The organism is Flavobacterium sp. Leaf82 (assembly GCF_001422725.1).
Classification (GTDB): Bacteria; Bacteroidota; Bacteroidia; order Flavobacteriales; family Flavobacteriaceae; genus Flavobacterium.
Genome location: NZ_LMMA01000008.1, coordinates 57,153 through 73,771 on the forward strand (window position 1 = coordinate 57,153; position 16,619 = coordinate 73,771).

Annotated in this window: 12 protein-coding genes, 1 pseudogene and 1 riboswitch; of the genes and pseudogenes, 4 read left to right on the forward strand and 9 right to left on the reverse strand. The window is 34.8% G+C overall.

All coding sequences use genetic code 11. The annotated features are described in order from the left end of the window. Positions 1-16: 16 nt before the first annotated feature. Positions 17-1,525, forward strand: coding sequence for an ATP-binding protein (locus tag ASF10_RS07705; protein ID WP_056247354.1), 1,509 nt, complete (start codon positions 17-19; stop codon positions 1,523-1,525). A 111-nt stretch (positions 1,526-1,636) separates the two neighbouring features. Here the strand turns inward: ASF10_RS07705 and ASF10_RS07710 are convergent. The 4 genes and pseudogenes from ASF10_RS07710 to ASF10_RS07725 form a co-directional block, all read right to left on the reverse strand. Then, a pseudogene (locus ASF10_RS07710) lies at positions 1,637-2,691 on the reverse strand (NAD(P)-dependent alcohol dehydrogenase). Positions 2,692-2,918: 227 nt separating this feature from the next. Beyond that, entirely contained in the window at positions 2,919-3,899 is a 981-nt protein-coding gene (locus ASF10_RS07715; RefSeq protein ID WP_056247358.1) for an aldo/keto reductase, read from the reverse strand. 24 nt (positions 3,900-3,923) lie between these two features. After that, the gene (locus ASF10_RS07720; RefSeq protein WP_056247361.1) at positions 3,924-4,304 is read right to left on the reverse strand and encodes a nuclear transport factor 2 family protein; all 381 of its coding nucleotides are present in this window, start codon (positions 4,302-4,304) and stop codon (positions 3,924-3,926) included. A gap of 51 nt (positions 4,305-4,355) precedes the next feature. After that, on the reverse strand, positions 4,356-5,333 hold the full coding sequence (locus ASF10_RS07725) for an aldo/keto reductase (protein WP_056247363.1): 978 nt from the start codon (positions 5,331-5,333) through the stop codon (positions 4,356-4,358). A gap of 178 nt (positions 5,334-5,511) precedes the next feature. Here ASF10_RS07725 and ASF10_RS07730 point away from each other — a divergent pair, with 178 nt between their 5' ends. Both ASF10_RS07730 and ASF10_RS07735 read left to right on the forward strand, forming a co-directional pair. Further along, positions 5,512-6,408, forward strand: a complete 897-nt coding sequence (locus ASF10_RS07730; protein ID WP_056247365.1) for a helix-turn-helix domain-containing protein — start codon at positions 5,512-5,514, stop codon at positions 6,406-6,408. Positions 6,409-6,441: 33 nt separating this feature from the next. After that, a complete protein-coding gene (locus ASF10_RS07735) occupies positions 6,442-8,025 on the forward strand; it encodes a Na+/H+ antiporter (RefSeq protein WP_056247367.1) in 1,584 nt (527 codons plus the stop codon). A 23-nt stretch (positions 8,026-8,048) separates the two neighbouring features. Here the strand turns inward: ASF10_RS07735 and ASF10_RS07740 are convergent, their stop codons facing one another. After that, positions 8,049-8,297 carry a hypothetical protein gene (locus tag ASF10_RS07740; RefSeq protein ID WP_056247369.1) on the reverse strand — a complete coding sequence of 83 codons (249 nt, stop codon included), beginning with the start codon at positions 8,295-8,297 and terminating at the stop codon, positions 8,049-8,051. 440 nt (positions 8,298-8,737) lie between these two features. Here ASF10_RS07740 and ASF10_RS07745 point away from each other — a divergent pair, with 440 nt between their 5' ends. After that, the gene (locus tag ASF10_RS07745; RefSeq protein ID WP_056247370.1) at positions 8,738-9,256 is read left to right on the forward strand and encodes an NADPH-dependent F420 reductase; all 519 of its coding nucleotides are present in this window, start codon (positions 8,738-8,740) and stop codon (positions 9,254-9,256) included. Positions 9,257-9,357: 101 nt separating this feature from the next. On the opposite strand, the gene ASF10_RS07750 is transcribed toward ASF10_RS07745, so the two are convergent. From ASF10_RS07750 to ASF10_RS07765, 4 genes are read right to left on the reverse strand one after another with little or no spacing between them, the layout of a single operon-like run. Beyond that, positions 9,358-11,637: a DUF5074 domain-containing protein gene (locus ASF10_RS07750; RefSeq protein ID WP_056247372.1), complete on the reverse strand. Its 2,280-nt coding sequence runs from the start codon at positions 11,635-11,637 to the stop codon at positions 9,358-9,360. A gap of 27 nt (positions 11,638-11,664) precedes the next feature. Continuing rightward, positions 11,665-12,876 carry a hypothetical protein gene (locus ASF10_RS07755; protein ID WP_056247421.1) on the reverse strand — a complete coding sequence of 404 codons (1,212 nt, stop codon included), beginning with the start codon at positions 12,874-12,876 and terminating at the stop codon, positions 11,665-11,667. Positions 12,877-12,900: 24 nt separating this feature from the next. Further along, entirely contained in the window at positions 12,901-14,046 is a 1,146-nt protein-coding gene (locus ASF10_RS07760) for a DUF5074 domain-containing protein (protein ID WP_056247375.1), read from the reverse strand. Further along, positions 14,043-16,091, reverse strand: coding sequence for a TonB-dependent receptor (locus ASF10_RS07765; RefSeq protein ID WP_056247377.1), 2,049 nt, complete (start codon positions 16,089-16,091; stop codon positions 14,043-14,045). Before ASF10_RS07765 ends, ASF10_RS07760 begins: the two co-directional genes overlap by 4 nt. A gap of 110 nt (positions 16,092-16,201) precedes the next feature. Further along, positions 16,202-16,410, reverse strand: a riboswitch (cobalamin riboswitch). Positions 16,411-16,619: the final 209 nt, after the last annotated feature.

A 16,619-nucleotide genomic window follows, 5' to 3' on the forward strand; every position in this document is an offset into this window, starting at 1 on the left:
TTAAAACTATCTCCCCATGTACGATAATCTATTGCTTCTAAAAGACATTGTAGACAATGCTCCATTGCCAATAGCGGTATATGTAGGAAGCGAATTGCAAATAGAATTGGCTAATCCGGCCATGATTAAAACCTGGGGTAAGGGTGATGAAGTTATTGGAAAAAAATATATCGAAATTGTTCCGGAAATTCTGGATCAGCAAATATTTGATCAGGCGCTTAATGTACTTAATACCGGAATATCTTTTCATGCCACAGATAAAAGGGTCGATTTGGTTATTGATGGTATCCTGAAACCACATTATTTTAACTACAGTTTTATACCGTTATTTAATAGTGAAGGCAAAACATACGGCGTCATGAATACGGGTACAGAAGTTACAGATCTACATTTGGCAAAGCAGGATATGCAAAGTGCCGAGGAAAGACTTAGAATAGCAATTGAGGCTTGTGGTATGGGAACATACGAAATTGACCTGACTACAAAAAAAATAAAAACTTCTGGTAATTTTAATGCAATTTGGTCTGTTGATGATGACATCCTAAATGATGAACTAATCAAAAAATTACATCCTGATGATCAGTTATTGCGTGAAGAAGCACATACGAGCGCTCTTAAAACTGGCAAAATGTCTTATGAAGCGCGAATTGTAAATGATGACCAATCGATAAAATGGGTTAAGGTTAATGGTAAAATTATCAATGACGAAGATGGTAATCCAACAACGATTATAGGAATCATTCAGGATATTCATGAACAAAGACGCTTTGAGGAGGAACTAAAAAAACAGGTTACAGAAAACACAGAAGAATTAAGGCGATCGAACGATGATCTTCTTCATTTTGCCAATGTGGTAAGCCATGATTTGAAAGAACCTGTTAGAAAAATTAAAATTTTTAATAGCCTTCTCAGAAACGAAAGCAGAATTCATTTTGATGAAAATTCAAAAAAATACCTCAACAAAGTAGATCAGTCGGCTCAACGAATGCAGACAATTATAGAAGGAATTCTTGCTTATTCTACTCTTAATAAATCAACGCAGCCAATTGAGAAAATCAATTTGAGTGAAATTGTCGAAAATATAAAAACAGATCTGGAGCTTATTATAAAAGAAAAAGATGCCATATTAATAACCAGTGAACTTCCTGAAATTGAAGGCGCTACTATTCTTATCCATCAGCTTTTTTATAATTTGATTCATAATGCGTTGAAATTTTCAAAAGCAGATCTTCCGCCAAGGGTTACCATATCTTTTAGTGTTATTAAAGAGAATGGTTTGGATTATGCTAAAATAACGATAAAAGACAACGGAATTGGTGTTGATCCAATTTTTGCTGATAAAATTTTTAATGCTTTCGAAAGATTACATTCTAAGGATCAATACGAAGGAAATGGTCTTGGACTTGCACTTTGCCGAAAAATAGCCAAAAGACATAATGGTATTATTGCCTGTGTGAGCGAGATAGATAACGGAGCGGAATTTATCCTGACTTTACCATTAAAACAAATTGCTGAGACAATTTAAAAATATACATAATTTAAAAATATTATATAAAAAAAGGCATTCGCAATATTACGAATGCCTTTTTCTATAAACGCGTATGTGATTTATAATAAACCGCAACGAGTTTTTTTGTTATGCTTTAAGCGAATTCATATCAATTACAAAACGGTAACGAACATCACTTTTTAGCATTCTTTCGTATGCTTCATTAATTTCCTGCATTTTGATAATTTCAATTTCAGAAACGATATTATGTTCACCGCAAAAATCAAGCATTTCCTGTGTTTCAGCAATTCCGCCAATTACAGAACCTGCTACAGATTTTCTTCCCTAATCATTGGTACGGTATTTAAAATTGGTTCTAAACCACCTAGATATCCCACTAAAACCAATGTTCCGTTTATGTTCAATGTAGCCACATAAGGATTTACATCGTGTACATAAGGAACAGTATCTATAATAAGGTCAAATTTGCCTTTTACAGAATTCATCTGATCATTTTCTGTTGAAATAATTACAGCATCTGCACCTAATTCTAAAGCGTCTTTTTCTTTATCCGGTGTTCTTGAAAACAAAGTAACGTGCGCCCCAAGACCTTTAGCCAGTTTTATAGCCATATGACCTAATCCGCCTAAACCAACTACTGCTACTTTACTGTCTTTACCAACATTCCAATGTCTTAATGGCGACCAGGTTGTAATACCTGCGCACAATAATGGGGCAACTGCAGCCAGATTTAAGTTTGCAGGAATCTTTAATGCAAAATGCTCATCTACAACCACTTTTTCAGAATATCCGCCAAAAGTGTGTCCGCCAAGATGTTTGTCTTTACCATTATAAGTTCCTGTAAATCCTGTTAAGCAATATTGCTCCAAATCTTGTTTACAGCTTTCGCAAGTGTGGCAAGAATCTACCATACATCCTACTCCAGCCAGATCACCCACTTTAAGTTTAGTAACTTCGCTCCCAACTTTAGTAACTCTACCTACAATTTCGTGACCCGGAACGGCAGGATATTGACTTCCACCCCAATCGTTTCTTGCCGTATGCAAGTCTGAATGGCATACACCACAATATAAAATTTCGATCTCTATATCTTTTGCCTGCACATCTCTGCGGGTAATTGTCATTTGTTCTAAGGATGCATCAGGCGCTGTTGTACCAAATGCTTTTGTGTTTGTACTCATATGTATTAATTTAATTATTATAAAGTATAAATTTAAAACTACTTTGATCCTGAAAAATAACAGAAAAGAAACATTTACTTAAGAAATTCAAACAATTCTAATACTATGATTTTTATTTTGGTTCCGGATTACTCTTATAATATTTGACTTTATTGTGATCATACTTTATCCGGAAGCAACATAAATTTTAATAATCAAAGATTATTCTTCTGGTTTATTTCTTCTTATTATTTCCCTACGGCTTTTTGCAAATGTGCCGGATATCGATCTCCTTGTATAGTGGTTTGAGCAAAAGCATCGTCGATTTTCTTAATATCATCTGTAGAAAGATCAATAGATGCGCCGCCAATATTTTCCGTTAATCGGTGAGATTTTGTTGTACCTGGAATTGGTGCAATCCACGGTTTTTGTGCTAAGAGCCAACCTAAGGCAATTTGTGCCGGAGTTGCGTTTTTATCTCCTGCAATTGCAGCTAAAAGAGCGACAAGTTTTTGATTTGCTTTTCTGTTTTCTTCACTAAAACGAGGCAGATTATTTCTAAAATCAGTACTTTCAAAATGGGTATCTTCAGTGATTGCTCCTGTTAGAAATCCTCTTCCTAACGGGCTAAAAGGCACAAAACCAATTCCTAATTCTTCAAGTGCAGGCAAAATTTCTAATTCCGGTTCTCTCCACCAAATCGAATATTCGCTTTGTAAAGCCGTTACGGGTTGTATTGCATGTGCTTTTTTAATAGATGAAACACTGGCTTCAGAAAGTCCGAAGTATTTTACTTTTCCTTCCTGAATAAGATCTTTAATCGTTCCCGCAACATCTTCCATTGGCACATCCGGATCGACTCTGTGCTGGTAGAATAAATCAATAACATCTGTGTTTAAACGTCTCAAAGATTCTTCGGCAACAGCTCTGATGTTTTCCGGACGACTGTCTAATCCTTTGGTAGCGTCCCCGCCTTTAAAACCAAATTTAGTCGCAATAACTACCTCTTTTCTAAACGGTTTTATTGCTTCGCCTACTAATTCTTCATTGGCAATTCCGTATGCTTCGGCAGTATCAAAAAAGGTAATTCCCTGTTCATAGGCTTCTCTGATTATTTTTATTGCTTGTTGTTTCTCAATTACAGATCCGTAAGCATAACTTAATCCCATGCAGCCCAATCCCAGAGCTGATACTTCTAATCCTTGCGTTCCTAATATTCTTGTTTTCATAATTTCAGTTTTATATTATTATTTTTAAAATGTGGTTGCTACAGATTTTAATATCACCCACTTTCCATTTCGTTTTTCAAGATCCATCGTTTGTTGTAAGCGCCAGTTATGTCGTGTTCCCCAAATTCTGGCATCTAAAAGGTTCTGACCAACAAATACAGCTTTGTCTTTATCAATTGTTACCGAAGTTTTTACTTCTGAATAAGCATAATATTTCATTCGCTCACTTTCAATCTCAGAGAACCATTCCTTTTTTGACTGGACATAACCTGTAATGTGTGTAAGAGTAAAGTGTTCGTCTAAAATCCGGTTCAATTCTATTGTATTTCTGTCAATCATCAATTGAGTCAGTTGGCGAGTTGTATCCAGAACTTGTGAGCTATCTTCTGTTTTATCTTTTTCCATACTAGATATCTATGTGTATGATTTTTATGAGTTACGCTAAGCTTTTGTTCTTTATTCTTCTGACAGACCAAGCAAATCTTCATTTAATCTTGCTCCCTTGAAAGTTATGTTAGAAAGTCCTTTTTCGATTTCCTGTAAATCATCTATAGAAAGTTTCACATTGACAGCTTTACTGTTATCCGTGACATATTCTATTTTATCCATTCCTGGAATTGGTACTATAAAAGACTTTTGAGCTAATAACCAAGCCAATGCAATTTGAACCGCTGTAGCATTTTTTTTGTTAGCAATTTTCGTCAGCAATTCTACCACTGGCATATTTGCTCTAATCGCTTCTGGGGTGAAACGAGGAAAAACGGCACGTAAATCTGTATCGCTGTCAAATTTGGTATCAGGTGTAATTTTACCAGTTAAAAAACCTGTGCCTATTGGTGCCCAAGGAACAAAACCAATTCCTAATGTTTCGCAAAGCGGTAAAACTTTAGCTTCTGGTTCTCTTGTCCAGATCGAATATTGATTTTGAACTGCTGAAACTCGCTGAACATTATGAGCACGCTCAATCGTGTCGGCACCCGCTTCTGACAATCCAAAATATTTTACTTTTCCTTCCTGAATTAAATCTTTTATCGTTCCTGCAACGTCTTCAATAGGTACATTAGGATCTACACGATGTTGATACAACAAATCAATATAATCTGTTTGTAATCTTTTTAAAGATGCTTCGACAACTTTACGAATGTGTTCTGGTTTGCTATTAATTCCGGTGTCTGAAATCATTCCAAATTTCGTGGCAATAATTACCTCTTTACGAAAAGGTTTCAGCGATTCGCCTACTAATTCTTCATTTGTAAAAGGTCCGTAAGCTTCTGCCGTATCAAAAAAAGTGATTCCGTTGTCATATGCAGAACGAATTACTTTAATTCCGTCGCTTACAGAAGCTGCTTTTCCAGTTCCAAAACTTAAATTCATGCATCCCATTCCAAGTGCAGAAACTTTTAATCCTTCGGTTCCTAATATTCGTGTTTTCATATTGATTTTTTTTGACTATTTTGTCTATCATTTTGTCAATACAAAGTTCCTTTAATAGCAAAAGCTTTCTTTTATACAGATTACTGTTATTATTACCATTTTTACTGATTTCAACATTCAGGCTAACACACTAATAATGTGAATACTATATTTGTACTATAAATTTAAAGAATACAAAATGGATCCTATTATAAAACTCGAAAAAGTTGCTCAATACAATCAATTAAAAGATGTTAAAACCCAACATCCCTTAATAAGTGTATTTGATAATGCAAGTACAAAAGCATTACCCAATCATACACGAATGCATTTTGGTTTTTATTCTATATTCTTGAAAGCCGGCAATTGCGGCGAATTAAAATACGGACGCAATAATTATGATTATGATGATGGTACGATGGTTTTTATTGCTCCGGGACAAGTTCTTGAAGTCAATAATCCGGATGATTATCAACCAACTGGTCTGGCACTTTTATTTCATCCTGATCTAATAAAAGGTACTACACTGGCAAAAAATATAAGTCAGTATTCTTTTTTTTCTTATGATTCGCACGAGGCGCTTCATTTATCTTTGAAAGAACAGCAAATTATAAAAGATTTATTTAGTAAATTAGAGTATGAATTGAAACAGTCTATTGATAAACACAGCAAAAGTATCATTACTAATACTATTGAGCTGCTGCTAAATTATTGTGTACGATTTTACGACAGACAATTTATAACGCGTGAGAATATAAATACTGATATTTTATCGAAGTTCGAAACGGTATTAAACGATTATTTTCTATCAGAAAATGCACAAAATGCTGGTTTGCCTTCTGTGAGTTATTTTGCGGATCTTTTGCATCTTTCTCCCAATTATTTTGGTGATTTAATCAAAAAGGAAACCGGTAAATCTGCTCAGGAACATATTCAGTTAAAATTAATTAACTTAGCCAAAGAACGAATTTTTGATACTGAAAAATCCATAAGTCAAATCGCATTTGAACTTGGTTTTAAGTATCCTCAGCATTTTAATCGAATGTTTAAAAAGAATACCGGTTACACACCAATTGAATACAGAAGCTTAAATTAAAACACACAAAACCAAATACCATAAACCACAAGAATGCTTGATAACTTTCCTTTTTACCTGGGTATATTAATTGTTATTTTATTGCTGATTATGTTGGCCAATAAAATAAAAGTTGCTTATCCTATATTACTCGTATTGGCCGGACTGGCAATTAGTTTTATTCCCGGAGTACCTATCATAAATATAGAACCGGAACTAATCTTTTTTATATTTCTGCCTCCGTTATTGTATGAAGCCGCATGGACAGTTTCCTGGAAAGAAATGTGGCGCTGGCGCAGAATCATTACTAGTTTTGCTTTTATCGTTGTTTTTGTTTCGGCATTATCTGTCGCATTGGTCGCCAATTATTTTATTCCCGGTTTTTCATTGGCATTAGGTTTTGTTTTAGGCGGTATTGTGTCTCCTCCTGATGCAGTAAGTGCCGGTGCAATTTTAAAATTTGTTAAAGTACCCAAAACTATCTCGTCTATATTAGAAGGCGAAAGTTTACTGAACGATGCATCTTCGTTAATCATTTTTAGATTTGCAATGATTGCCGTGGCAACAGAGCAGTTTATATTTTATAAAGCGGCTGCCAGTTTTAGCTGGATGATTATTGGCGGTGTGGCAATTGGTTTATTAATAGGCTGGCTTTTTATGAAAGCCCATAAATATTTGCCTACAGATGCTAATGTCGATATCGTTTTATCATTGCTGACTCCTTATATTATTTACCTCGCTGCTGAAGAAGTTCACAGTTCAGGAGTATTGGCGGTTGTATGTGGCGGATTGCTTTTATCGAATAACAGACACCGTTTCCTGAGCAGTAAATCTCGTTTGCAGGGTATAAATGTTTGGGAGAGTTTTTGCTTTATATTAAATGGTTTTGTCTTTATGCTTATTGGTTTAGATCTACCACAAATTACAAAAGGGCTTGCAATTGAAGCCGTTAGTGTTTCTACAGCAATTGGTTATGGTGTTCTTATTACGGGTGTTTTAGTCGTCAGCAGGATATTATCTACTTATGGCGCCGTAGTTGTTACCTTGATTGCCCGTAATTTTATAACGGTTGCTGACAGAAGAAATCCGGGTTTAAAAACTCCTTTTATATTGGGCTGGACCGGAATGAGAGGTGTTGTTTCATTGGCAGCCGCTTTATCAATACCTGTTTATCTTAATAATGGTAACGGTTTCCCGCAACGAAACCTGATTTTGTTTATCACTTTTATTGTTATTCTTTTAACGTTGGTAATTCAGGGATTAACGCTTCCTTATTTTATCCGAAAAATTAAACTTAATGATGTTTACGATGATGGCGTATCAAAAGATGAAGCTTATAATTCGTTACGAAAAGAATTAGCAGAATATGCTTTAGAATATCTCAAGACAAATTATAACGATCATGTCGAAAATAATATTTCACTACAGCAATTAATCCTAAAATGGGAACAGCTGAGCAACGAGATCGATAATGAATCTATAAGTAAAGATCTAAAACATATTTATATTGATTTATTAAACCAGCAAAGGCAATGGTTGATTAATAAAAACAGGGCTGATCAAACTCTGGACGAATCTATCATTAGGCGACAAATGCATTATCTGGATATTGAAGAAGAAAAGTTACGCTATATCTAGATAAACAAATTGAATCAAGGCAGTTATCTAAAAAACGAAATCGTATCCGTTAGGTTTTCCCTATTGATGAACTCAGTTATAAATTCGTGAACTTCATTTTTAGTTTCAAGGGCAGTTTCAAAAGAGTTGATATGATATTCATCATCCTGATCCAGAATATGTATGATTTCTGTGTATCCTTTTGAAATTAAAGTGCCCTTTAATTTAATGATATTCAACTGTTGTTGACCGTCTAATTCCTTGCGGACTTTTAGTTTTATAGCTTTTTCCATTTTGAATATATTTTAAATTAATTTATAGGAATTATTCTCAAATATAAAAATTAATCAGTTTCATACACTGTTAAAATATGTAATATAATTCACTACTTATCAACACATTACAAAGGCAATTGTCAGTTTTATTTTATTTTAAAGATTTGATAAGTTTCATGCTGTTTTAAGTTAAAAAACTGTCAAATTATATCATTTCGCCCGTAAATTACATCCATTTACTTCCTTTATACAGCCATTGACCTGTTTGCTGGCTTTAATTACAAAAACAGGTATTTATACGTAATAAAGAGTCATTATATATTTTTAACTTCAAACAAATTAAGAAAGTAGTTTTTTTCTTAATTCTTAGTACACGATTTAAGCTTTGAGACCATGTATAGTTATTAACATTTCTTATTCATAGTTTATGTTATAAGAATAAAAATTGGGGAGTTATCATGAAAATAGGAATTATAGGAGTTGGAAATATAACCTTAGAGTTAGCCAACAGATCTGCACAATCCGGACATGAAGTATTAATAAGTAATCCGCGTGGTATTAGTACGATCAAGGATTTGGTACAAAATATGGGAACCAATGTAAAACTGGTGCAAACCTGCGAAGCTGCAACAGCCGAAATCATAATATTATTTGTGCCTCGCGAGAATCTTGAAGTTTCCTTAAATGGTTTACCGGATATGACGGGGAAAATAATTTTACATACTAACAATCCTATTTTTAATGTAAACACGATTTCATGTACGGCATCAGATCAATCCTCTTGTTCTGTTTTAGCCTCTTTATTGCCTAACTCTCATGTTGTAAAAGTATTTAATCCGTTAGAGCCAATGGTGATGAATCATAACAGGACTAAAATATTTTTTACGGGAGAAAATCAAAAAGCAAAAAATAATGTAAAAGCTTTCTTGTACACTTTAAACTTATCCGGAATTGATCTTTCAGAATTAAATACGTAGCCGGATTTAAAGATATTATAGTAATATAAAAACCCCTCTACCAAATAAGCAAAGGGGTTTCTTTTTATTATTCAAAGAATATTATTAGAAATATATCTTGATTAATTTTTAATGAATTTCTGTACGTAATTCGCTTTATCAGTAACGATATTAATAATGTACATTCCTTTTATAAAATTACTTACGTTTATTTGATTGTTAGAAACCGATGCATTGATAGCTTTTCCTGTAAGATCATAAACCGTTACATTCAATACCTCATCTTCTGTTTGAATATTCAGAATTTCTGAAACCGGATTTGGATAAATTGCCAGGTTTAATTTCTTAAATTCTCCTGTTCCCAAATTAGTTGTTACGTTTACGGTTACAGCTTTTTCTGTTATTTTACCATTAGAATTAAAACGAATTACTACTGTAGCATTTCCTGCCGTTTTTGGCGTAAGAATTAATTCATCATTAGTATTTATTACTGCCGAAACGATTTCTGTATCACTATTTGATTTTACCGTTTTTACAATCGCAACCGATAAATTATCTGTGTCAGATACCACATTTTTTAAGTCGATTACAGTTGGTGTATTTACTGAAACCTGCGAAGGCAATGCCGCGCTTACAACAGGCGTAGCGTTATCAGGGAAAACTGCTACTGCCGGAAACCAGTAATAATCATCTAAAACCTTAGTATTTATAAGTGTTCCTGAAGTATTATAGGTATGAATCCAGTTTTTTTGGTAATGTGCTCCGTATCCGCTTTCTGTCGTATTTAGAATTAAGTTGCCAGATACAGGATCGACACGTAATGCGGCTCCGTAAGGAATTTGCTTGTACGTACCTGTTTGTCCCGGAACTGCTGCAAAAGTCTCGTTGAATGTTTTTGCCGCAACATCAAATCTCACAATTTGAGATCCTGAACTAAAACTGTTAATCGAGTTAATCCAGTATAAAGCGTTTTGCTGCGTGCTATAGGTAAAGCTTCCTGCATTCCATGCTCCCCAAGCTCCAATATATTTAGTTGTAGGAATTGTGTATGTTGTTGTTGCAAAAGTAGTCGCATCAATATTGACTAATTTTTGATCCTGAATTGCCCAAACACTTCCGTCTTTTGCCTGAACAACAGAGTGAAATGCTCCTGTAATAGTTTTAATTACAGTATTTGTAGCTGGATCGATTATCAAAACTCCTGCATTTTGTTTTACAGCAAATACATATTGAGACGTACGAATCATGTTACCAACTTGTCCGGAATATTGGCTCCCGCCACCAGTTCCCGGTATCAGGGTTCCTATTTGCATATTGGCAATATCAAAAGTAAAGATTCCGTTTGAAGCACCAATATAACCCGTATTTTCGTTGACACCTACAAAAGAGCGTCCGTCACCTCCGCCAATATTATCAAATCCTGCAATTTTTTGCATGTTTTGCGCATTGGCAACAACTAATCTTCCGCCCGGCGTATACATACTGTCTCCTCCATCTGCAGCTTGTTTTGAGATAAAGTAAAATTTATCTCCGTAAATTGTTCCGTTTTGTGTCGTTGCACCAAAAGCCTGACTGCTATTTGCAGTACTATATACTCTGTAATTAACACTGCCATCATTATTTATAAAATTCACAGATCCGTTTGTATGACCAAACCATTCTTCGTTTACCATAAAAAATCCGTTGGTAAAATCTGTTGCCATAACATATGGCGTAACCGGAGTAAATGTTTCTGCAATATCAGGTCTATTCATTTGCGGAGCATAATTCCAAGCATCCCACGAACCATTTTCTAAAACACGGCTACTTACTCCAACATTTGAATAATCAAAATTAGCATCAGCAGGATCTTTCACATTATACGACCAATAACCATTATACCATCCTGATTGCCAGTGGTCACTTGCATCTATAGCGGTATAATTATCAAAATCATAAACGGTAGTATTTATAATACCATTTACCGGATAATAAGGGTACGTTACATTTCCATCTTTATAAAGTCCGTTACTGTTTGCGCCATTTAGGTCGTAGCCTAATCCTCCTAGCGCAGTCCCAAATTGCGTTCCCTGATAAAGCAAAGAGAAAAAGCGGTGATCTGCTTTTAAAATTGCTTTCATCATATCTTCACCCGTTGCGGTACCATCCCATCTAAATCCCCAAACTAAGGCATCAGAATTTTTACCGTCATTCCATTGTATTACAAACGCAGCCTGATTAGAACCTGTACCTACCCAATATTGAATATCAGCAAAAGTGGTTGTATTTGCAACAGCCTTTTTAGTGCTTTTTGCCGTTGTATTTTGTTTAAGATCTGGTCGCGGTATTCCCTGTATTGTTACCTGCGCATTGCCAATAAAGGCAAAAAACAACATTACTAATAAAAAGTAATTTTTCTTCATGTTATATTTAATTTAAAAATTTATTAATTATTTAAGATGTAAGTCATAAGCTCCTGCTACTTCTGTAGAAACTTCTCCCAGCCAACCGGCTTCCTGATTGATTGCTGTATAAATTTTAATGAAATCTATTCCGGGAAGTTTTACATAATTTCCGTTTTTATCCACAGCCCACGAAATATCAATGTTCGAAGCTTCGTCATTATTAGGGGCATTATCTGCGTAACCAAAATCGAAGGATTTACCTACCCAATAATTTCCTGTGCCGCTCTGATCATAAAAATTGTCCTGAATTCTAGTTCCTTTCAAAGTATAAGATGCTTCCGCAATCCAGAGCGGATAATAACTTTGTTCGTGAAACGCATTTTTTGATTTATATCCTGTATTACCCAGATTATCCTGCCACTTTACATATTCTTTGTCCATTTGCCAGAATTCCTCGCCTGTAACGGCTTCTTTATTGGGATCTGGTTTTATATAAGTTATACTGTAATTTTTTAGGGTTGTACTTTTAAAATATTCACTTCCTGCAATTTCATACCATTCGTCATCGTCGGGCTTTCCGTTTTTATTTTTGTCGTAAGCCACTACAATAATTCCGGCTTCACAAGATCCTGAACGGGCTTCATTGGCTTCGCTTCCCCAAAATGCATTTCCTAAAACCTTAAAATCACGTCCATTCATATTAGGGATTGTGTGATCAAAACCCAATACAACATATCCGCCAAAACCGCCTAAGGAAACCATACTGGTATTTGAACCAACGAGGGCTTTTTTTGCTGCACTGATAAGATTGGCTTCTGTGTTTCCGGCTACATACTGCGGAATTTCGTTTGTAAACTGCCCAATTGCCGGACGAAAATCCAGAACATTTGCTATGTATTTACTGTAAGTTCCTGCTTCTTTAGTAACATTAATAACTGTAGTATAAGTTTTTACCACGCCATTAATTTCTACTTTTAGAGTCAGTGGATAATTTTTTTGATACGGACTAATAAAATCCAATTGTGCATTTTGCGAAATAACAGAATCATTAACGCTCCAGGTTACCTGAGAATTTGTGCCCAGATTCGGGACAATATTCAGCACCTTGAATCGGTCGATTGTATAAGATTCTTTTAGTATTTCTACAGGCGGTTCAATTAACAAATCTTCTTCCTTATCTGTTCCGCAGGCAATAAATTGCAGTAGAAAAATGGATAGTAAGGAGAATTTTAAAATTTTGAAAGAGTGTATTTTCATATTCATAAATTTATTTTTGTTCTTTTATTTTTTAGTTATAAAAGCAATATGGGCAGGAATATTTCCTGCAGTGGTTTTCCATTTTAATTTACCTTCGGGCGTAAAGCAATAGATATAGCCTGTTACAACATAATTCTGGGCATCTGTGATATATATTTCTTTTGTTTCCGGATTTACCTGAAGTCCGTACGGAATCATGATTTGCTTGTCTGTACCGTCTGTAATGACTTTATCGCTGATTATTTTCTTGGTTTTTGTATCAAGTATTCCGTAGGTTACTTTATTACTATTTGTGAGGTAACTCCACGATACACTGTAGAAATAGAGTAAATCGTCTACGAGGCACATTCCGGAAACGGGAATATCGAGCTGTAGTTTTTTCTCTTGTGTTTTAGAATCAATCACAAAAAGATTAGAAGGTACTGTATAGTAATCGCCTCTTGAACTCACATAAATATCGCCTCGACTGTCGATTTGCATACTCGAAAGATTTATACCAACATCGATTTTTTTTGTTTCGGTAAAAGTTTCAAGATCAATTACAGATACGGTTCTGTCGTAATTAGGAACTCTGTATCCACCGGAATTTGCTACAAAGAGTTTTCCATCGTGTACGACCATTTGCTCGGGCTGATATCCAACGGTTACTTTTCGTTTTATTTCTAATGATGTGGTATCAATCTCTGCCACAAAACCAATCTCTGCATTAGGATTAATCGCTACAGGACCAGAATAAGAACTTATATAGGCTTTGTTTTTATAAAAAGCTACGTAACGACAATTGGGAATGTCTATTTTTTTGATTCGTTTTGCAGACCATTTATCAATTATTTCGACTTTATTAGAACAATTAATTACGGCATAAACCTTGTTGCCGTATATTTTTATATCGTTGCCTACATCTCCTAATTCTTTTACCACTTCAGGATTCCGTTCCGAATAAATATCTGTCGTGTAATTTCCTGTTCTGTAATTAAACACGTCGATACTCGCGCGGTTCATACCCATATTGCCTTCGTTTAGCAAATAAAAACCTTCTATATTGCCATCTCCTCTTGGTGCAGCAACGCTTATGTCTGAAGATGGAAAAATGGTTTCTTCTTCCCTGCAGGAAACAAAAGCGATCGCTATAAATAAGCTCAGGAATAATTTTGTGGTTCTCTTTTTCATAGCTCAATACTGATTATAAATTTTAGCGTACGACCTGGCATTGGATAATTGTAAATGACTTCGTATTGCTGATTGAGTGCGTTGTTAAGTTCAATCGCGCCTTTCATTTTATAATGCTCAAAGGCAAACGATTTTTGTATCGCTACGTCATGTGTGTACCAAGGCTGTACTTCGTTGACTTTTATATTATTGACATTACCATTATATCGTTTGCCTACATAAACAAAACTGTAGTTAAAATTCCAGGTTTTGTAATCGGCATTAAGAATTCCGGATCCGCTATGCCATGGCGTATACGGAATCTGGTCTCCGTAAGAGGATAATTCGAGACCGGCAAATTTGGTATAATCCCTACTTTCAGAGTAGGTATAAGTAAGATTCGTTGTCAGGTTTACGTTGTCAATATGCATTCCCATATTAAGCACGGTTTCTATTCCTTTTCCTTTTACCTGCCCAATATTGGTCATCATCCATCGAAACAAATTTCCTGTTGGCGCCGCTACAATTTTATCTTTTGTATTGGTATAATACCCATCGACCTGAAAGGATATTTTATCAAAGAAGTTTTTTTCTGTCAGAATATTATAAGTAAAACCTACATCGTACTGGTTCATATATTCTGGTCTTAAAGTACTTGAACCAACCATTGTATAGTATAAATCATTAAAAGTTGGCATTCTAAAAATACGTTTTGCAAACGCTCTTACATTAAAATCATATGCTTTAAAAGGGGTATATCCTAAAAATAATGCAGGAGTAAATTCGGTTTTATCCGGCGCTTTGGCATTGTATCGCACTTCTTCCTGAACGTGAGTTCCTACAACACTTCCCAAAGCTTTAAAGGCACCCGATCTATAAGAACTTGCCAAAGAAAATAAGGCAGTATATCGCTCCGGAAATGAGAATTGGGTTTGGATTCCTCTTCGGGTTGCATTTAATCTGTTGTATTGAAAATCTGTAGACAGCGAAATATCCCAAGTGGGTAATATACTGTACATATTAACGGCTGAAACATAATATTCCTGCTGGAAATAACTATCATCAGATTGTGCGCCTTCGGTAACAATTTCTCCTAATATATTGGTTGTATCTCTGGCTACATAATGGGTATAATCATACGCATATTTTGCTTTTGCCTGAAACTTATATCGTTTCGTAAAATCTTTTATTAAAGTTCCCTGTGCAAAAAAGTTCTTGTCGTATTGCCTGAAACCGTCAGAAAATTTATTTTCTACAATTGCTCCGGGCGCTCCTCTTTCTGAGTCGTAGTAATATACTTTTGCATCCCACGAACCATTATTCATTTTTCCGTAAAGACCGGATTCAAATCTTAGCGCTTCAATATCGCTGTTCATTCTGGTTGCGGTAGTATCATAAGCAACGGTACCATCGAGATTTTTTCTTTTATATCTAAATTTATATTGACCGTTAGACTTGATATATTCTGAGCTTACACTCAGGCTGACTTTATCGCTCAGTTTTTGTTCTAATCGAAACGACGGATCAAAATAATTTATCGACATGGTTTTAAACGTAACCAATAAATTCGTTTTTTTATCGCCAACAAAAACTGGTCTTCTCGTTCTTAAGTAAATCGTTGATGCTGCCGAAAAATCTTTAGCCGACTGAAAAATTTCACTTTTTTGTCCGTTATACATCGTCAGGGATTCCATATCATCTAAGGAATATTTCCCCAAATCCGTAACTCCGTTTTGTGCATTGCCCAGTTGTACACCATCATAAAAAACACCCACATGATGCGTACCCATATTACGAACATCAACGGTTTTAAGACCGCCAAGTCCACCATAATCCTTAATTTGGGTTCCGGCAAAATACCTCAGGGCGTCAGCAACATTATGGCTGGCTAAATTTTCAAGTAGTTTTCCGGAAAGGCTTTGTACCGGAATCACTTCCTGATAGGGTTTTCCTTTAAGGATAACTTCTTTTAAAACCCTCAAACTATCATTCGATACTTGCGAATGAATCACAAAAGGGATAAAAAATATAAAAATAAATAAGAGTAATTTTCTTGTATTATACATCACTGATTTAATTAAATAAATTTCGTGGATGTACTTAAAAAGCAAAAAGAGAGAATCCCGTTATATAATAACAGGTCAATTCTTGTTGTTCAACTTTATTCCACGAAAGTCTCAAACTATGTGATTGTGGCAGGTCTCCTGACTTGTTCCATCTTTAAAACAACCTTCTCATTCGCCGCAGCAAACAATGGCATTAGTAACGTTTAAAGACTTATATAGAACTTACAGTAGCGGGTCTGTTCAGGATTTGCACCTGATTCCCTTTTAACTGTTACTTTTAAAATTTAAAAAATAACAGACCAAAATCTGGTGCAAAGATATAATTATCTTTAGAAAGAATAAAAGTTATTCTATAATATTGTGATTACAGCAATAAAAAGAGAATTATTCTACATAATATGCAAAATGATCTTAACCAGATTTTCGGAATAATTTTGACTGATTGAAAGAAAATAAATTTGCTAAAAACCGAACATAATATTTTATTCCTACATGAAAATTTTAGAATAAACGCTCTTAATATTATAA

Bases quoted from the DNA above. Each gene is read 5' to 3' on its own strand.
- ASF10_RS07705 (WP_056247354.1), top strand. From the start codon at position 17: ATGTACGATAATCTATTGCTTCTAAAAGACATTGTAGACAATGCTCCA.
- ASF10_RS07715 (WP_056247358.1), bottom strand. From the start codon at position 3,899: ATGAAAACAAGAATATTAGGAACGCAAGGATTAGAAGTATCAGCTCTG.
- ASF10_RS07720 (WP_056247361.1), bottom strand. From the start codon at position 4,304: ATGGAAAAAGATAAAACAGAAGATAGCTCACAAGTTCTGGATACAACT.
- ASF10_RS07725 (WP_056247363.1), bottom strand. From the start codon at position 5,333: ATGAAAACACGAATATTAGGAACCGAAGGATTAAAAGTTTCTGCACTT.
- ASF10_RS07730 (WP_056247365.1), top strand. From the start codon at position 5,512: ATGGATCCTATTATAAAACTCGAAAAAGTTGCTCAATACAATCAATTA.
- ASF10_RS07735 (WP_056247367.1), top strand. From the start codon at position 6,442: ATGCTTGATAACTTTCCTTTTTACCTGGGTATATTAATTGTTATTTTA.
- ASF10_RS07740 (WP_056247369.1), bottom strand. From the start codon at position 8,297: ATGGAAAAAGCTATAAAACTAAAAGTCCGCAAGGAATTAGACGGTCAA.
- ASF10_RS07745 (WP_056247370.1), top strand. From the start codon at position 8,738: ATGAAAATAGGAATTATAGGAGTTGGAAATATAACCTTAGAGTTAGCC.
- ASF10_RS07750 (WP_056247372.1), bottom strand. From the start codon at position 11,637: ATGAAGAAAAATTACTTTTTATTAGTAATGTTGTTTTTTGCCTTTATT.
- ASF10_RS07755 (WP_056247421.1), bottom strand. From the start codon at position 12,876: ATGAAAATACACTCTTTCAAAATTTTAAAATTCTCCTTACTATCCATT.
- ASF10_RS07760 (WP_056247375.1), bottom strand. From the start codon at position 14,046: ATGAAAAAGAGAACCACAAAATTATTCCTGAGCTTATTTATAGCGATC.
- ASF10_RS07765 (WP_056247377.1), bottom strand. From the start codon at position 16,091: ATGTATAATACAAGAAAATTACTCTTATTTATTTTTATATTTTTTATC.